The organism is Micromonospora sp. II (genome assembly GCF_001709195.1).
Lineage (GTDB): Bacteria > Actinomycetota > Actinomycetes > Mycobacteriales > Micromonosporaceae > Micromonospora > Micromonospora chalcea.
In genome coordinates this window covers 39,379-53,905 of sequence record NZ_LYXF01000011.1, presented here as the reverse complement: position 1 = coordinate 53,905, position 14,527 = coordinate 39,379, and the positions used below count along the sequence as shown (strand labels likewise).

Here is a 14,527-nt window from a genome sequence, read left to right as displayed (position 1 = left end):
GTGTCCGGTTTGTCACCGCTAACCTCATGATCAACCCGGTGTGGGGGCCTGGTGAAGGCTTGTCGGACCTTGGAGTTGTGGTGCCCGGGATGCCCGGCTTGACGCCCTTCGTGAGGTGCCGCAACTCCAAGATCGCGGTGATCAAGGGGTTTGTGTTCTCGTGGGTGCCGGAAAGGGCCGCAAACTCCTTGATCAACAGGGCGTGGAGCGAGGCGGCCGGGCTGGGCGCGGTGGGGTTTGGCGTGTGTGGGCGGGGTGTCGGGTTTGGGGGTGGTGGGCGGCACTCTGGTGGCGGAATCGTGGGCGGGTGCGGGGCGTTGTAACCGGTGAACGACCGAGCAAGGCCGCGCCCCCGAGCGCGTCGGCTGTGGGAACAGACCTCAGGCCGTTGAGTACGTGCGGCGGCGTGAGCCGCGGGGAATCATCCCGCCCGCCGGTCGTTGAACACGGTTCCGACGACGTGAGCCCCGCGCCGCCCCCCGGTGGTGTGAGGCGCCCGGGAATGATGCCGGGTCGACGGTCGTTGGACATGCTTCCGGCGCCGCGTAGAGGCCCCCAGCCCCCGCGAGCAGCCGGGATCCCCCTTTGAGACTTTCTTGAGCGCCTGACGGTACCCACGCACCCCCGGTCCCCCCGGGGGGTGTGTCGACCCCCGAATGGAGCCCCCATCATGAACACGATTCTGCGTAAGAGCGTTCTGGGTGTTGCTGGTCTGGCTTTCACCGGTGGCGTGTTCGCCGGCCCGGTCGCCGCCCACGCGGCCGACACCGCCCAGGCTGCGAAGCCGGTCACGGCCACGGTGCAGGGTGACAAGCTGATCCCGCACGGCGTGCAGGGCGMCCAGTCCCGCATCGACCTCAATGACGAGCAGACCAAGAACGTGAAGGCGATCATCGCGGCGACGAAGAAGGCCGGCATGGACGAGCGTGCCGCGGTCGTGTCGATCGCTACCGCGTTGCAGGAGTCGAAGCTGGAGAACCTCGGTCACCTGGGTGACCGTAACGACCACGACTCGCAGGGCCTGTTCCAGCAGCGCCCGTCCTCCGGTTGGGGCACGGTGGAGCAGATCACCGACCCCGAGTACTCGACCACCGCGTTCCTGAAGGGCCTCAAGCAGGTCGACGGCTGGCAGGACATGCCGCTGACCAAGGCCGCCCAGACCGTCCAGGTCTCCGCCTACCCGGACCACTACGCCCAGTGGGAGCAGCAGGCCGCCGACCTCGTCGCCCAGCACTGGAACAAGTAAGACAAAACGTGAAGGCCGGCACCCCGAACCAACGGGGTGCCGGCCTTCACTCGCTTGCGGGGTGCGGGGCGATCTGACCCTGGCGCTGCCGGGCGGCGCACAGCTCGGCCAGCTTCGCGTACGCGGGCGCGCCGATCAGCGCGGTCAGCTCCGGCCCGTACGAGACGTACATCGGCTCGGCGCCGACGTGCGCGTCGGTCGAGGAGGTGCACCACCAGTCGAGGTCGTGCCCGCCCGCGCCCCAGCCGCGCCTGTCGAACTCGGCCAGCGTGGAGATCAGCACCTTCGTGTTGTCCGGCCGCTTGTGCCATTCCTGGTCGCGGCGTACCGGCAGTTGCCAGCACACGTCCGGCTTGTACTCCAGCGGGTGCACCCCGTCGCGCAGCGCCTGGGCGTGCAGCGCGCAGCCGCCACCGCCGGCGAAGTCGGCGTCGTTGAGGAACACGCACGGGGCGTCCACGTCGCGGGTGGCGGTACGCCGGGCCGGCGTCTTGCCGTCGACCGTGTCGTTCTCGGTCCAGTTCTTGAACCCGCGCCGGAAGTGCTGCCACGTCTCCGGCGTCAGCCGCTTGACCGCGGCCCGGACCCGCTTCTCGTCGTCGGAGTCGGTGAAGAACGCGCCGTGCGAGCAGCACCCGTCGGCGGCCCGTCCGGCGATGATGCCGTGGCAGCCCTGACCGAAGATGCACGTCCAGCGGGAGAGCAGCCAGGTCAGGTCGGCGCGGACGACGTGCTTCGGGTCGGCCGGGTCGACGAACTCGATCCACTCCCGGGGAAAGTCCAGCCCGACCTCGCGGCTGCGCGGGTCCTCGGGGTCGTCCACCAGCACGTGAAGCTCGATCTGCCCTGTCACTCGGACCAGCGTACGCGCGGTGACCCCGCCCGGCCGCCGAGCCGACGAAACGTGTTGGCCCTAGGGTCTTTCCCATGCGACTGGGTGTCCTCGACGTCGGTTCCAACACGGTGCATCTGCTGGTGGTCGACGCCCACCACGGCGCGCATCCGTGGCCGGCGCACTCGGAGAAGGTGGTGCTGCGGCTGGCCGAGCAGATCGGCCCGGACGGCGCGCTCACCGTCGGTGGCGCGGACGGCCTGGTCAAGGCGGTCGGCATGGCCCGGGCGGCGGCGGACGGGCTGGGCGCCGAGGATCTGCTGGCGTTCGCCACGAGCGCTGTTCGCGACGCCACGAACGCCGCCGACGTGCTGGCCCGCGTCCGCGACGAGACGGGCGTACGCCTGGAGGTGCTCTCCGGGGCGGACGAGGCGCGGATGACGTTCCTCGCGGTGCGGCGGTGGTTCGGCTGGTCCGCCGGGCGGCTGCTGGCGATGGACATCGGCGGCGGCTCGCTGGAGCTGGCGGCCGGCATCGACGAGCACCCGGACGTGGCGATCTCGCTGCCGCTCGGCGCGGGCCGGCTGAGCCGGGAGCGGCTGGCGGTCGACCCGGCCGGCACGGCGCCGCCGTCGGCCGAGGCCGTGGAGGAACTGCGGGCGTACGTGGACGCGCAGCTCGACCCGGTGGTGGAGCAGTTGACGGCGGTGGGCTGGGAGCGTCCGGTCGCCACCTCGAAGACGTTCCGCACGCTGGCCCGGCTGGCCGGGGCCGCTCCCTCCGGTGCGGGCCTGTGGGCGCGGCGCAGCCTGACCCGTACCGGCCTGCGGCAGGTGCTGGGGTTCATCAGGCACATCCCGCCGGCCCAGTTGCCCGAGCTGGAGGGGGTGAGCGCGCAGCGGGCGCACCAGTTGCTCGCGGGCGCGGTGGTGGCCGAGGCGGTGATGCGGCGGCTCGGTGTGGACCGCGTGGACATCTGCCCGTGGGCGCTGCGCGAGGGCGTCATCCTGCGTCGGCTGGATCAGCTCGCGCCGATGTGACCGTACGAGCGCTCTGGGTTGCTTTGCGGTTGCTCGTCCCGATGCTCGCTGGCGGTTGGAGCTACCCTCGGAGGCGTGACCTACCGCGTTCCGGTACTCCTGTCCACGTCCTCGGTCTTCCCCGAACGGACCGCGGCGGCGTTCCAGCTCGCCGCCGAACTCGGCTACGACGGCATCGAGGTGATGGTCTGGACCGACCCGGTCAGCCAGGACGCGGGCGCGTTGCGCGGCCTCGCCGAGCACTACGGCGTCCCGGTGCTGTCGGTGCACGCCCCCTGCCTGCTGGTCACCCAGCGGGTGTGGAGCCCCGACCCGTGGGAGCGGCTGCGCAAGGCCGCCGAGCTGGCCGAGACGCTGGAGGCGCCGACTGTCGTGGTGCACCCGCCGTTCACCTGGCAGCGTGACTACGCGCGTACCTTCGCCGACGGGCTCGACACGATCGCCGGGCAGTTCGGCGGCCTGCACTTCGGGGTGGAGAACATGTACCCGGTGCGGATGGCGGGGCGGCAGTTCGTCCCGTACGCGCCGGGCTGGGACCCGACCGAGATCGGGTACGCCTCGTACACGCTCGACCTGTCGCACTGCGCTGCGTCGCACACCGACGCGATGGCGATGGCCGACCGGATGGGTTCCGGCCTGGCGCACGTGCACCTGGGCGACGGCACCGGCGAGGGGCGTGACGAGCACCTGGTGCCCGGTCGCGGCGGGCAGCCCTGCGCGGAGATGCTCCGCTCGCTCGCCGGCCGAGGGTTCAGCGGCACGGTGGCGGTAGAGGTGACCACCCGGGGCGCGAAGAGCCGGGCGGTCCGGGAGGCGGACCTGCGCGAGTCGCTGGAGTTCGCCCGGGCGAACCTGACCGCGCCCTCGCCGGTCGACGCCTGACCGGGGCGCGCCGCCCCGGAGGTCAGCTCACCGGGGACAGCGGCTGCGCGGGGACGGCCTGCTCGCCGACCGCGGCCCGCTTGCGGGCCCGATGCGCCGCCACGTGGGAGCGGGTGGCGCAGCGCTCGGAGCAGAACCGCCGGCAGCAGTTGGACGAGGTGTCCAGGTAGACGTTGCCGCAGCGGTCGTCGGCGCAGACCCCGAAGCGGGCGCTGCCGTACTCGCAGAGCCACACCGACAGGCCCCACACCGCGCCGGCCAGGTATTCGGAGGAGACCGACGCGCCCCGGCTGGTCACGTGCATGTGCCAGTCGGAGGAGTCGTGGCCGGAGATGCGCGGCTGCACCGGGAACGCCTCCAGCAGCGCGTTCAGCTCCGCCACCGCTTCGTTGTCCCGGCCCGAGGTGCCGTACTCGAAGACGTCCCGGAGTCGCTTCTGCGCCCGCCGGAAGATCGCCAGGTCCCGTTCCGCGACTTCGTCGCGCATCCAGCCCTGCTCGTCCGAGAAGACAGCCCGTAGGCCGTCCAGGTCGTCCAGCCGGGCGTTGACGAGCTCGACCCCGGTCCGGGCGTACGCGTCGAAGTTCACGACACCAACGGTAGACGACTCACGGCAGACGCGGTGCGTCGATGTAGTGGGGCAGGAACCGCGCGTAACCGTCAGTGATGAGGCTCTCGCTCTCCCGTACGCCGGCGCCGGCTGACTCGCCGTCCACGATCCAGCTGCCGAGCACCGTCCGGTTGCCCTCGAACTCGGGCAACGCGCGGAACTCCTGGAAGCAGAAGCCCTCGTCGCCGTAGATCCCCGGGTTGGTGATCTCCGTGTCGGCGGTCACGATGCGTACCGAGCCGCCTTCGCGACCGAGCAGCGGCTTGGCCACGTACTCGGTCATGCCGCGCGGTGAGTCCAGGTACGCGGGCAGCAGGTAGTCGTGCCCCGGGTACAGCTCCCAGAGCACCGCCAGCAGCGCCTTGTTCGACAGCAGCAGCTTCCAGGCCGGCTCGATCCAGGTGGTGGGCGTGCCCGGGTCGAGCGCGGGCCGCCCGTACGGCTCGGCCAGCATCCACTCCCAGGGGTAGAGCTTGAAGCAGGTGGTGATCGGGCGGTCGTCGGCGTCGACGAAGCGCCGCCCGTCCCAGCCGACCTGCTGGATCGGCATGAGCGTCACGTCCAGCCCGGCCTGGCGGGCCGTCTCGGCCAGGTAGCCGGCGGTGATCTGGTCCTCGCCCGACTCCTCTTCCTCGGACCAGAGCACGTGCGTCCGGCGCTCGTGCAGCCCGGCGCCGATCTTGGCCCACGCGCCGACCAGCCGTTCGTGCAGGCTGTTCCACTGGTCCGCGTCCGGGCGGGTGTGTTCCAGCCAGTACCACTGCACGATGCTCGCCTCGACCAGCGCGGTCGGGGTGTCGGCGTTGTACTCCAGCATCTTCGGCGGGCCGCTGCCGTCGTACCAGAGGTCGAACCGGCCGTACAGCGTCGGCGGGCTCTCCCGCAGCGAGCGGGCGACCGCCTCGGCGGCCCACTCGGGGATGCCGAATTCGGCGTACCGGTTGCGGGCCACCACGTGCTCGGCGGCGGCCACCGACATCCGGTGCAGCTCCTCCGTCGCCTCCTCCAGGCGGAGCACCTCGTCGAGCGTGAACGAGTACGCGGCCGTCTCGTCCCAGTACGACATGACGTTGCCGTCGGGCAGCTCGGTGTCGACGTACACCAGGCCCTGGGCCCGGATGGTCTCGTCCCAGCCGGGGCGCGGCGTGCTGGCCTCGCGGCGCACGTCAGCCGCCGCAGGAGGCGAGGTGGCTGCCGAAGCCGCCGCGCTCGGGCAGCGCGGCGGTCGTCGGGGCCGGCTCGCCGCGCGCGGCGGTGGCGGTCGCCGGCACACGCAGGGCGACCGCGACGGTGTCGCCGCCCCCGCCGGCCGGTCCGAGCGCGCAGTCGTCATCGTCGTCGTCGTAGCCGTTGTTGCAGCCGGAGAGCGCGAGGGCGAGCGCGGTCAGCGCGCCGAGCTGCACGGAGGCCGAGCGGAGCCGCCGCCGGGGGTGTCGTCGATCCACGTGAACGTTGTAGCTGATCGACGCCAGCCGGGGGTGCCCGCCCCGGGTCCGCGCGCCGACCCGAGCGGGCCTCGGACGCGCCCGGCGGAGGGCCGGTGATGAGCGTTACGCTCGGCTCATGCTCCGTTCCGTCATCCTCGCCGCCTCCCGGTCTTCCCAGGTGGAGCGGCTCGTCGCGACGGCCCCGTTCACCCGGGACGTCGTCCGCCGGTTCGTCGCCGGCGCCGCCACCGACGACGCGCTGCGCGCCACCCGCGAGCTGGTCGCCGACGGCCAAGCGGTCACCCTCGACTACCTGGGTGAGGACACCACCACCCCGGAGCAGGCGAACGCCACCCGGGACGAGTACCTCACGCTGCTGAGCCGGCTCGGCGCCGCCGGGCTCACCCCGGCCGCCGAGGTCAGCGTGAAGCTGTCCGCGCTGGGCCAGATGTTCGACGAGCAGCTCGCGTACGACAACGCGCGGGCGATCTGCGCGGCGGCCGACGCGGCGGGCACCACTGTCACGCTGGACATGGAGGACCACACCACCACCGACTCGACGCTGGACATCCTGGCGAAGCTGCGCAAGGACCACCCGTCGACCGGGGCGGTGCTCCAGGCGTACCTGCGGCGGACCGAGTCGGACTGCCGGGAGCTGGCCTCCGCCGGGTCGCGGGTGCGGCTGTGCAAGGGCGCGTACAAGGAGCCGGAGTCGGTGGCGTACCAGTCGGCCCGCGAGGTGGACAAGTCGTACGTGCGCTGCATGAACGTGCTGATGTCCGGCGACGGCTACCCGATGCTCGCCACGCACGACCCGCGGCTGATCGCGATCGGCGAGGACCGCGCCCGCTGGTTCGACCGCGACCCGGCCCGGTTCGAGTTCCAGATGCTCTACGGCATCCGGCCGGAGGAGCAGCAGCGCCTGGTCGGCGAGGGCTACACGGTGCGGACCTACGTCCCCTACGGCGACCAGTGGTACGGCTACCTGATGCGCCGGCTCGCGGAGCGCCCGGCCAACCTGGCGTTCTTCGGCCGCGCGGTGCTGTCGAAGAAGTGAGTCAGTCGTTCGACCAGGCCCGGGTGCACAGCACGAGGCGGTAGCCGTCCGGGTCGGCGAACGCGGCACCCCACCTGTCCCAGTACGGGCCGGCGGAGACCCTGGTCCCGCCGGCCCGTTCCAGTCTCGGGACCAGTTCGTCGTCGGGTGGTCCGTCGAGGTAGAGCACGACGAGGTCCTCGCCGGTGGGGGGCGCGGCTCGACCGCGAGCGTCGAGCCGCCGACCAGCTCCAGGTGCCAGCCGGCCCCGGGCAGGCCGAGCATCACCAGGTCGCGGCTCGGGCGGGCGAGGCGTACGTGGGTGTCGGCGGTGATCGGCATGCCGGAATCGTGCGACCTCATCCCGGGTTGAGGTCAAGCTTGACGCATCTTGGCTAATTGCATTAGCTTTAAGGCTATGACAGTTAGCCAGTTGGCGCGGGACGGCGGCACGATCGCGTACGAGGTGCACGGCTCGGGCCCGCTCGTGGTGCTCGCGCACGGCATGGGGGAGAACCGGGCCGCCTTCCGGCACCTGACTCCCCGGCTGGTCGCGGCCGGCTACCGGGTGGCAGCTGTCGACGTACGCGGGCACGGCGACTCCAGCCCGCGCTGGCCCACGTACGCCCCGGAGCACGTCGGCGGCGATCTGCTCGCCGTGGTGCGGGCGCTCGGCGGAGGCCCGGCCACCCTGGTCGGCAGCTCCTCCAGCGGCGCGGCAGTGGTCTTCGCCGCGGCCGAGGCGCCGGAGCTGGTCAGCGGCATCGTGCAGATCGGCGCGTTCGTCGGCACGCCCAAGCCGAACCCGCTGATGCGGGCCGCGCAAGCCGTCGTGCTGCGCAGCCCTCGGCTGTTCGGGCTGTTCCACCGCACGCTGTTCCCCTCCGGGCGCCCGGAGGACGACGCCGCGTACCGCAAGGAGCTGGTCGCCAAGCTGCGCGGCCGGATGGCCGCCGTGCGCGGCGTGGTCGCGCCGGCCGACCCGCACTGGACCGCGCGGGCCCGCGACGTGAACCGGCCGGTCCTGGTGCTGATGGGCACCAAGGACCCGGACTTCCCCGACCCCGGCGCGGAGGCGCGGGCCGCGCGACGACTGTTCGCCGTCGCCGAGGCGCGCATGATCGCCGACTCCGGCCACTACCCGCACGCCGACCAGCCCGACGCCACCGCCGCCGACCTGGTCGAGTTCCTGGCGGTGACCGCGCGTGCCTAGGGCCGGCCTGACCCCGGCCACAGTCGTGCGGGAGGCCGCCGTGCTCGCCGACGAGGTCGGCTACGAGAAGCTGACGCTGGCCGCGCTCGCCGCCCGGCTCGGCGTCGCGCTGCCCAGCCTCTACAAGCACGTGCGCGGCGTGGACGCGCTGCACCAGCAGCTCGCCGTGCTCGCCACCGCCGAGATCGCCGACGTGCTCACCACCGCCGCCGCGGGCCGGGCCGGCGGCGACGCGTTGCGCGCCGTCGCCGCCGCCTACCGGGCGTACGCGCGGCAGCACCCCGGCCGCTACCCGGCCGCCCAGCGGGCGCCCGACCCGGCCGACGCCGAACACCTCGCCGCCGGTGAGCGCGCGGTCGGCGCGATCCGGGCGATCCTGCTCGGGTACGGCCTCGACGGCGACGACGCGATCGACGCGATCCGGATGTTCCGGGCCGCCGTGCACGGCTTCGTCGCGCTGGAGGCGGCCGGCGGATTCGGGTTGCCCCGCGACACCGACCGTTCCTTCGACCAGCTGATCGCGGGCCTGGACCGCGCCTACCGTTCCTGGGGAGACCGATGACCGCGCTGCTGCTGGGCGTGATCTTCCTGCTGGAGCTGGCCCTGCTGGGCTCGGCCGGATACTGGGGCTTCACGCTCGACGTCGGCTGGCCGCTGCGCCTGCTGGCCGGRCTCGGCGCGCCGCTGGTGATCGCCGTGGTGTGGGGACTGTTCTGCTCACCGCGCGCCGCCGTGACGCTGCCCGACCCGGCCAAGCTCGCCGTCCAGGCCGCCTGCTTCCTCACCGGCGGCGTGCTGCTCGCCCTGGCCGGTCATGCCGTGCCCGGCGTGGCCCTGGTGGCCCTCTGGGCAGCCGACAAGGCCACGCTGACGCTGACCGGCACCCCGATCTGAGAGATCTTGGAAGAATTCGGCCCCTCTGGGGGCCCTTTCCTTCCAAGATCTCGGAGCGCGGCGGAACAGCGGCGGGACTCTTTCCCGGAACGCCCGATTGGTCGTACCCTTCGCCGGTGACCGACGGCGACGAGCAGCCTCCCGGCCGGACGACGGACGGCGACGAGCATCGTCCCGCCGTCGATGCCGTCGATGCCGTCGATGCCGTCGACAAGGCGAGCGCCGCCGACGCGGTCGCGGCCAACCTCAGCGCCAACGCCGGCGCTGACGACACCCGCGCCGAGACCGCCCGCGCGGCTGACGCTGGCGCCGACAGCGCCGAGGTGGACGCCGCCGTTGACACCATGGCACCGGCACCGACGTCGTTGCCGCACCCCGTCGCGGTACCCGCGCCGTACCCCGTACCAATGGCGCACGTGGGCGAGCCGACGCGGGCGGTGCGGAAACGGCGGCGCTGGCCGCTCTGGACCGCGCTCGGACTCGCGCTCGGCCTGGTGGCGGGCGCGGTGCCCGGCGTGCTCCTGCGCGGGCCCGCCCAGGACGCGGCCGGACGGTCGGCCGCGAAGGGCGACCCGGGCACGGCGGCGCAGCGGCGGCTCGGCGAGCGGATGCTCGCGCTGCTGGACCGGCAGGCCACCGCGCTCGTCGGCGCCGACCGGGCCGGCTTCCTCGCGATCGCCGAACCGGCGGCGCGGCCGGCCCTGAGCCGGCGGTACGCGGCGCTGCGGGCGCTGCGCGTCACCGTGTGGCGGCCGGCCGCCGACGGGGTGCCGGAGGCGGCCGACGGGCAGCCCGGACAGTGGCGGCAGACGATCACAGTGGGGTACTGCTTCGTGGCGCCGGACTGCGCGCCGAGCACTGTGGAGCTGGACGCGCGCTGGCGGCTGGTGGGGGAGGAGCCCCGGCTGACCGCGCTGGAACCGTCCGGCACGGACCCGGCCGGTGTGCGGCCGTGGCAGGCGAACGACCTGGCCGTGACGGTCGGGAAGCGGGTGGTGGTGGCCACCACCACCGCCCAGCGGAGCAAGCTGCCTGGCCTGCTCGCCCAGGCCGAGGCGGCCGCCCGGGTCGCGGACCGGTACGCGGTCGGCGACGCGCGGCCGGACCGGTATCTCGTCTACTACGCCGGGAAGACCGAGTGGCGGCGCTGGTACGGCGGTGGCCGGCCGAAGTGGACCGCCGGGTACGCGGTCGGCGTCGGCGGTGGACGCCACGACGTCGTGCTCAACGCCCAGACCGTCACCCCGGACGGCGTCGACGATCTGCTGCGGCACGAACTCACCCACGCCGCCTCGCTGCCCGACCGGGGGTACGCCGACCGCGCGGACTGGTGGCTGGTGGAGGGGCTGGCCGAGTACGCCGGGGCCGACGGCCAGCCGGTCCACCGCTACGAGGGACTGACCGAGGTGCGCGACCTGCTGCGCGGCGGCTGGTCCGGGCGGCTGGAGGCGGTGGCGCCGGAGGCGGACGCGAGCGACAGCCGGGTCGGCGGCGCCTACGGCGTCGGCTACCTGGCCGTGCGGCACCTGGTCGACCGCTACGGCGAGCAGCGGATGCTCGACTTCTACCGGGCCGTGGTGCACGAGCGGCGGTCACCGGCGCAGGCCGCCGCCGAGGTGCTCGGCGACCCGTGGTCGATGCTGCACGACGAGTGCGTCGCGTACGTGCGGGCCGTCGTCGGCTGACACGTCGACGCCTGTCGACGGGGTCGTAGCATGGGCCGGGTGGCCCGCACTCCCTCGCCGCGGCTGCCCGCGGCCCGCCGCCCCCGTCTCGTCACCGCGCTGCTCGCCGTCGTCGCCCTGACCGGCACGACCGCCGCCTCCTGCGGCGACGACGCCCCGGCGGTGACTGTCGCCGAGGTGGGCCGCGCCCCGGTCAGCGAGGTGATCGACGCGCCCGCCACAGTGACCGCACGGGCCGCGGCCACGCTCACCGCGCCCGCCGACGGCACGCTCGCCAGCCTGCGGGTCGCCCCCGGCGCGCGGGTCAGCCGCGGGCAGGTGCTCGCGGTGATCGACTCGCCGTCGGCCCGGGAGCGCCTGGCGCAGGCCCGGGAGGCGCTGCGCGCGGCGAAGCGGGCCGGCCGGGGCACCGGCACCGGTGACCTGGGCGGCAGCCGGCGGGGCACCGACCGGGCCGCCGACGAGGCGTTCGCCGCCGCCCGCGCCGCCGCCGGCAAGGTCGGCGACCCGCAGGTACGCGCCGCGCTGCTGCTCCAGGTCTCCTCGGCGCAGCGGCAGTACGAGTCGGCCGCCCGCGCCGCCGACCGGGCCGTCGCCCAGGTGCAGCGCGGGGTCGCCGGGCTGAACAGCGCCGTCGGCGCGCTGTCGGCCGCGCAGCGACTCCAGGCCCAGCAGGCGTACGACCTGGCGAAGGCGACTGTGGACGCGCTGACGCTGCGCGCGCCGATCTCCGGTGTGGTGCAGCCCGGCGGCACCCGGGCGGCGCCGGCCGACCTGGCCGGGCTGCTCGGTGCGGCCGGTGGCGCTGCGGTGCCCGGTCTCGACCCGTCGGCGTTCGGCGCGGGCGGGCAGGGCGGACCGCCGCCCGGCGTGGACGACGCGATCCCGGCCGGTGGCCGGGTCACCGCCGGCACGCCGGTGCTCACTGTGGTGGACACCGGCCGGCTCGGCCTGCTCGCCGAGGTGGACGAGACGGACGTGCTGCTGGTGCGGGCGGGGGTGCCCGCCTCGGTCGAGCTGGACGCGGTGACCGGCGCGACGTACGACGCCACTGTGCGGTCGGTCGACGTGCTGCCGACCAGTTCGGCGCGGGGTGGCGTCACCTACCGGGTCCGGCTCGACCTCGGTGCCGGACGGATGGGTGAGGCCGAGGCCGCCCCGGCACCCCGCCCCGGCATGAACGCGGTGGTACGCCTGCGGGTGCGCGAGGCAGCCGACGCGGTGGCGGTGCCGGCGTCGGCGGTGTTCTCCGCCGACGGGCGGGACGCGGTCTGGGTGCTGCGGAACGGTCGCGCCGACCGGGTGCCGGTGACGGTGGGCGTGCAGGGGCAGGACCTGGTGCAGATCGTCGACGGCGTACGGGCCGGCGACCGGGTGGTGGTACGCGGCGCCGACCAGGTCCGCGACGGCCAGGAACTCCCGTGACCGAACCGGCGATCGAGGCGGTCGACGTCTGGCGCACGTACGAGTTGGACGGCGTCTCGGTGTCCGCGCTGCGCGGCGTGTCGCTCACCATCGACCAGGGCGAGTACGTGGCGGTGATCGGCCCGTCCGGCTCGGGCAAGTCGACGCTCATGCACCTGCTCGGCGGGCTGGACCGGCCCAGCGGCGGCCGGCTGGTGATCGGCGGCCGGGACGTCACCACGCTCACCGCCCCGGAGCTGGCGACGCTGCGCAACGAGACGATCGGCTTCGTGTTCCAGGCGTTCCACCTGCTGGCCCGTACGTCGGCGGTGGACAACGTGGCGTTGCCGCTTGTCTACCGGGGCGTCGGGGCGCGGCAGCGGCGGGAGCGGGCGGCGGCGATGCTGGGCCGGGTCGGTCTCGGCCACCGGCTGCACCACCGGCCCAACCAGCTCTCCGGCGGCGAGCAGCAGCGGGTGGCGATCGCCCGCGCGCTGGTCACCGAACCGGCGGTGCTGCTCGCCGACGAGCCGACCGGCAATCTGGACAGTGCCACCGGCGAGGCGGTGCTGGAGCTGCTGGAACAACTGAACGCCGAGTCCGGGGTGGCGCTGGTGATGGTGACCCACGACCAGGAGGTGGCCGCCCGGGCGCGCCGGCGGATCGCGGTGCGGGACGGCCTGATCCGCTCGGACAGCGCTCATGATCGACCGCCGTCGGACGGCTCCGGCGTACCTGCGACACTGGACCCCGCTCCCAGCGCGGAGCCCCGGTCCGTGTCCGGAAGCGGCCCGGGGCACCCGCCCGGTGGCTCCGGTGGCGCCGCCGGTGCCACCGGGCGCCTTCCGCGGCCCGGGGAGCGCCTTCCGCGGGCCGGCGGGAACGCGGGATGAGGCTGGCCGAGGCGTGGCGGGTGGCGTGGGACGCGCTTCGCGCCAACCGGCTGCGCAGCGTGCTGACCATGCTCGGGGTGATCATCGGGGTGGCCTCGGTGGTGATCCTGGTGGCCATCGGCACCGGCACCAAACAGCAGGTCGAGCAGCAGGTCGAGGGGCTCGGCTCGAACCTGCTGCTGGTGGTGCCGGGCCGGATCGAGGTGGGCAACGCGCCGGTGGTCTCGCCGCTGGACCTCAGCGACGCCGACGCCGTCTCCCGGGTGGTCGGCGACCCCGGCCGGGTCGCGGTGACAGTGGCCTCCGGCGCGACCGCCCGGGCCGGCAACCGGTCCGACTTCACCACCGTGCAGGGGGTGCTGGAGACCACCCCGTCGGTGTTCACCAGGTCGCTGTCGCGGGGCCGCTACCTGACCGGGGCGGACGTCGACACCAGCCGCCGGGTGGCGGTGCTCGGCGACTCGGTGGCCCGGGCGCTGTTTCCCGACCGGGACCCGCTCGGTCAGCAGGTCACGCTGGCCGGCGTGCGGTTCCGGGTGATCGGCGTCTTCGCGCCGCTCGGGCAGAGCCTCGGCGTGGACCGGGACGACGAGGTGCACGTACCGGTGACGGCGGCGCAACGGCTGTGGGGCACCCAGCGCATCGACGGCATCGCGGTGAAGGCGCCGGACCGGGAGCGGATCGACGAACTCGGCGAGCGGATCGTCGCGGAGCTGTCCCGCCGGCACCCGGACACCGAGTTCAGCGCCGTCACCCAGCGGCAGATCCTCGGCGTGCTCGGCGACATCCTGGGCGTGCTCACCGGTGTGCTGGCCGCCATCGCGGGCATCTCGCTGCTGGTGGGCGGCGTCGGCGTGTCCAACATCATGCTGGTCTCGGTACGCGAGCGGACCCGCGAGATCGGCCTGCGCAAGGCGGTCGGCGCGCGTCCCCGGGACATCGGCGTGCAGTTCCTGCTGGAGGCGGTGCTGCTCACCTCGGTGGGCGGCCTGACCGGGATGGCGCTGGGCGTGGGCACCGCGCTGCTCGTCGACGCGCTCTCGCCGATCCCGGCGGCGATCACCTGGTGGTCGCTGGCGCTGGCGTTCGGCGTCTCCGCGGCGGTCGGCATCGTCTTCGGCGTGGTGCCGGCGCAGCGGGCCGGCCGGCTCGACCCGGTGGTGGCGCTGCGCGCGGAGTAGGCGTTACGGACGAGACACCCGTCCGGGCGAAAAACCCCTGGTGGACATCGGGTGAACGGCTGTCCCGCCATGATCAAAGGGTGGAAGGGATCGCGCAGGTCACAGCCGTCCCGCTACCGTACTGGTTACACGCGCGTCGCTCGTCGAGGCGGGAGCACCTGCCCGGTGACACGCGCCGGGCACG

General features: G+C 73.9%; 16 protein-coding genes. 11 read left to right on the top strand and 5 right to left on the bottom strand.

All coding sequences use genetic code 11. The features are described 5' to 3' along the window. Window positions 1–670 precede the first annotated feature (670 nt). Complete coding sequence (locus A8711_RS07190; protein ID WP_069087784.1) at window positions 671–1,246, top strand: hypothetical protein; 576 nt, start codon at window positions 671–673, stop codon at window positions 1,244–1,246. A 46-nt stretch (window positions 1,247–1,292) separates the two neighbouring features. Here A8711_RS07190 and A8711_RS07185 read toward each other — a convergent pair whose 3' ends face one another. Further along, window positions 1,293–2,099, bottom strand: a complete 807-nt coding sequence (locus A8711_RS07185) for a hypothetical protein (RefSeq protein ID WP_043328070.1) — start codon at window positions 2,097–2,099, stop codon at window positions 1,293–1,295. 74 nt (window positions 2,100–2,173) lie between these two features. Between A8711_RS07185 and A8711_RS07180 the strand changes: the two genes are divergently transcribed. After that, a complete protein-coding gene (locus tag A8711_RS07180) occupies window positions 2,174–3,118 on the top strand; it encodes a Ppx/GppA phosphatase family protein (RefSeq protein ID WP_030502860.1) in 945 nt (314 codons plus the stop codon). Window positions 3,119–3,193: 75 nt separating this feature from the next. Further along, complete coding sequence (locus A8711_RS07175) at window positions 3,194–4,000, top strand: sugar phosphate isomerase/epimerase (protein ID WP_043328072.1); 807 nt, start codon at window positions 3,194–3,196, stop codon at window positions 3,998–4,000. A 22-nt stretch (window positions 4,001–4,022) separates the two neighbouring features. Here A8711_RS07175 and A8711_RS07170 read toward each other — a convergent pair whose 3' ends face one another. Genes A8711_RS07170 through A8711_RS07160 form a run of 3 tightly spaced genes read right to left on the bottom strand, consistent with a single transcriptional unit; the run spans window position 4,023 to window position 6,055 of the window. Continuing rightward, complete coding sequence (locus A8711_RS07170) at window positions 4,023–4,589, bottom strand: CGNR zinc finger domain-containing protein (protein ID WP_018787720.1); 567 nt, start codon at window positions 4,587–4,589, stop codon at window positions 4,023–4,025. Window positions 4,590–4,608: 19 nt separating this feature from the next. Beyond that, window positions 4,609–5,775, bottom strand: a complete 1,167-nt coding sequence (locus tag A8711_RS07165) for a glutathionylspermidine synthase family protein (RefSeq protein WP_043328075.1) — start codon at window positions 5,773–5,775, stop codon at window positions 4,609–4,611. A gap of 1 nt (window position 5,776) precedes the next feature. Then, window positions 5,777–6,055, bottom strand: a complete 279-nt coding sequence (locus A8711_RS07160) for a hypothetical protein (protein WP_223201299.1) — start codon at window positions 6,053–6,055, stop codon at window positions 5,777–5,779. Between the two features lie 118 nt (window positions 6,056–6,173). Between A8711_RS07160 and A8711_RS07155 the strand changes: the two genes are divergently transcribed. Continuing rightward, the gene (locus A8711_RS07155; protein ID WP_043328076.1) at window positions 6,174–7,094 is read left to right on the top strand and encodes a proline dehydrogenase family protein; all 921 of its coding nucleotides are present in this window, start codon (window positions 6,174–6,176) and stop codon (window positions 7,092–7,094) included. A 1-nt stretch (window position 7,095) separates the two neighbouring features. On the opposite strand, the gene A8711_RS32725 is transcribed toward A8711_RS07155, so the two are convergent. Then, window positions 7,096–7,263 (bottom strand): hypothetical protein, encoded by a 168-nt coding sequence (locus A8711_RS32725; protein WP_233607906.1) that lies wholly within the window; start codon window positions 7,261–7,263, stop codon window positions 7,096–7,098. Window positions 7,264–7,491: 228 nt separating this feature from the next. Here A8711_RS32725 and A8711_RS07145 point away from each other — a divergent pair, with 228 nt between their 5' ends. The 7 genes from A8711_RS07145 (at window position 7,492) to A8711_RS07115 (ending at window position 14,343) form a co-directional block, all read left to right on the top strand. Further along, window positions 7,492–8,286 carry an alpha/beta fold hydrolase gene (locus A8711_RS07145; protein ID WP_069087783.1) on the top strand — a complete coding sequence of 265 codons (795 nt, stop codon included), beginning with the start codon at window positions 7,492–7,494 and terminating at the stop codon, window positions 8,284–8,286. Continuing rightward, window positions 8,279–8,848, top strand: a complete 570-nt coding sequence (locus A8711_RS07140; protein WP_069087782.1) for a TetR-like C-terminal domain-containing protein — start codon at window positions 8,279–8,281, stop codon at window positions 8,846–8,848. The genes A8711_RS07145 and A8711_RS07140 overlap by 8 nt, the downstream gene beginning before the upstream one ends. After that, the gene (locus tag A8711_RS07135) at window positions 8,845–9,180 is read left to right on the top strand and encodes a YrdB family protein (RefSeq protein ID WP_069087781.1); all 336 of its coding nucleotides are present in this window, start codon (window positions 8,845–8,847) and stop codon (window positions 9,178–9,180) included. The genes A8711_RS07140 and A8711_RS07135 overlap by 4 nt, the downstream gene beginning before the upstream one ends. A 116-nt stretch (window positions 9,181–9,296) precedes the next feature. Beyond that, window positions 9,297–10,865, top strand: coding sequence for a hypothetical protein (locus tag A8711_RS07130; RefSeq protein ID WP_069087780.1), 1,569 nt, complete (start codon window positions 9,297–9,299; stop codon window positions 10,863–10,865). A gap of 30 nt (window positions 10,866–10,895) precedes the next feature. Next, complete coding sequence (locus A8711_RS07125) at window positions 10,896–12,290, top strand: efflux RND transporter periplasmic adaptor subunit (protein WP_069087779.1); 1,395 nt, start codon at window positions 10,896–10,898, stop codon at window positions 12,288–12,290. Then, window positions 12,287–13,162, top strand: a complete 876-nt coding sequence (locus A8711_RS07120; RefSeq protein ID WP_069087778.1) for an ABC transporter ATP-binding protein — start codon at window positions 12,287–12,289, stop codon at window positions 13,160–13,162. Before A8711_RS07125 ends, A8711_RS07120 begins: the two co-directional genes overlap by 4 nt. Continuing rightward, window positions 13,159–14,343 (top strand): ABC transporter permease, encoded by a 1,185-nt coding sequence (locus A8711_RS07115; protein WP_064446677.1) that lies wholly within the window; start codon window positions 13,159–13,161, stop codon window positions 14,341–14,343. Before A8711_RS07120 ends, A8711_RS07115 begins: the two co-directional genes overlap by 4 nt. Window positions 14,344–14,527: the final 184 nt, after the last annotated feature.

Bases quoted from the DNA above. Each gene is read 5' to 3' on its own strand.
- A8711_RS07180 (WP_030502860.1), top strand. From the start codon at position 2,174: ATGCGACTGGGTGTCCTCGACGTCGGTTCCAACACGGTGCATCTGCTG.
- A8711_RS07155 (WP_043328076.1), top strand. From the start codon at position 6,174: ATGCTCCGTTCCGTCATCCTCGCCGCCTCCCGGTCTTCCCAGGTGGAG.
- A8711_RS07145 (WP_069087783.1), top strand. From the start codon at position 7,492: ATGACAGTTAGCCAGTTGGCGCGGGACGGCGGCACGATCGCGTACGAG.
- A8711_RS07125 (WP_069087779.1), top strand. From the start codon at position 10,896: ATGGGCCGGGTGGCCCGCACTCCCTCGCCGCGGCTGCCCGCGGCCCGC.
- A8711_RS07115 (WP_064446677.1), top strand. From the start codon at position 13,159: ATGAGGCTGGCCGAGGCGTGGCGGGTGGCGTGGGACGCGCTTCGCGCC.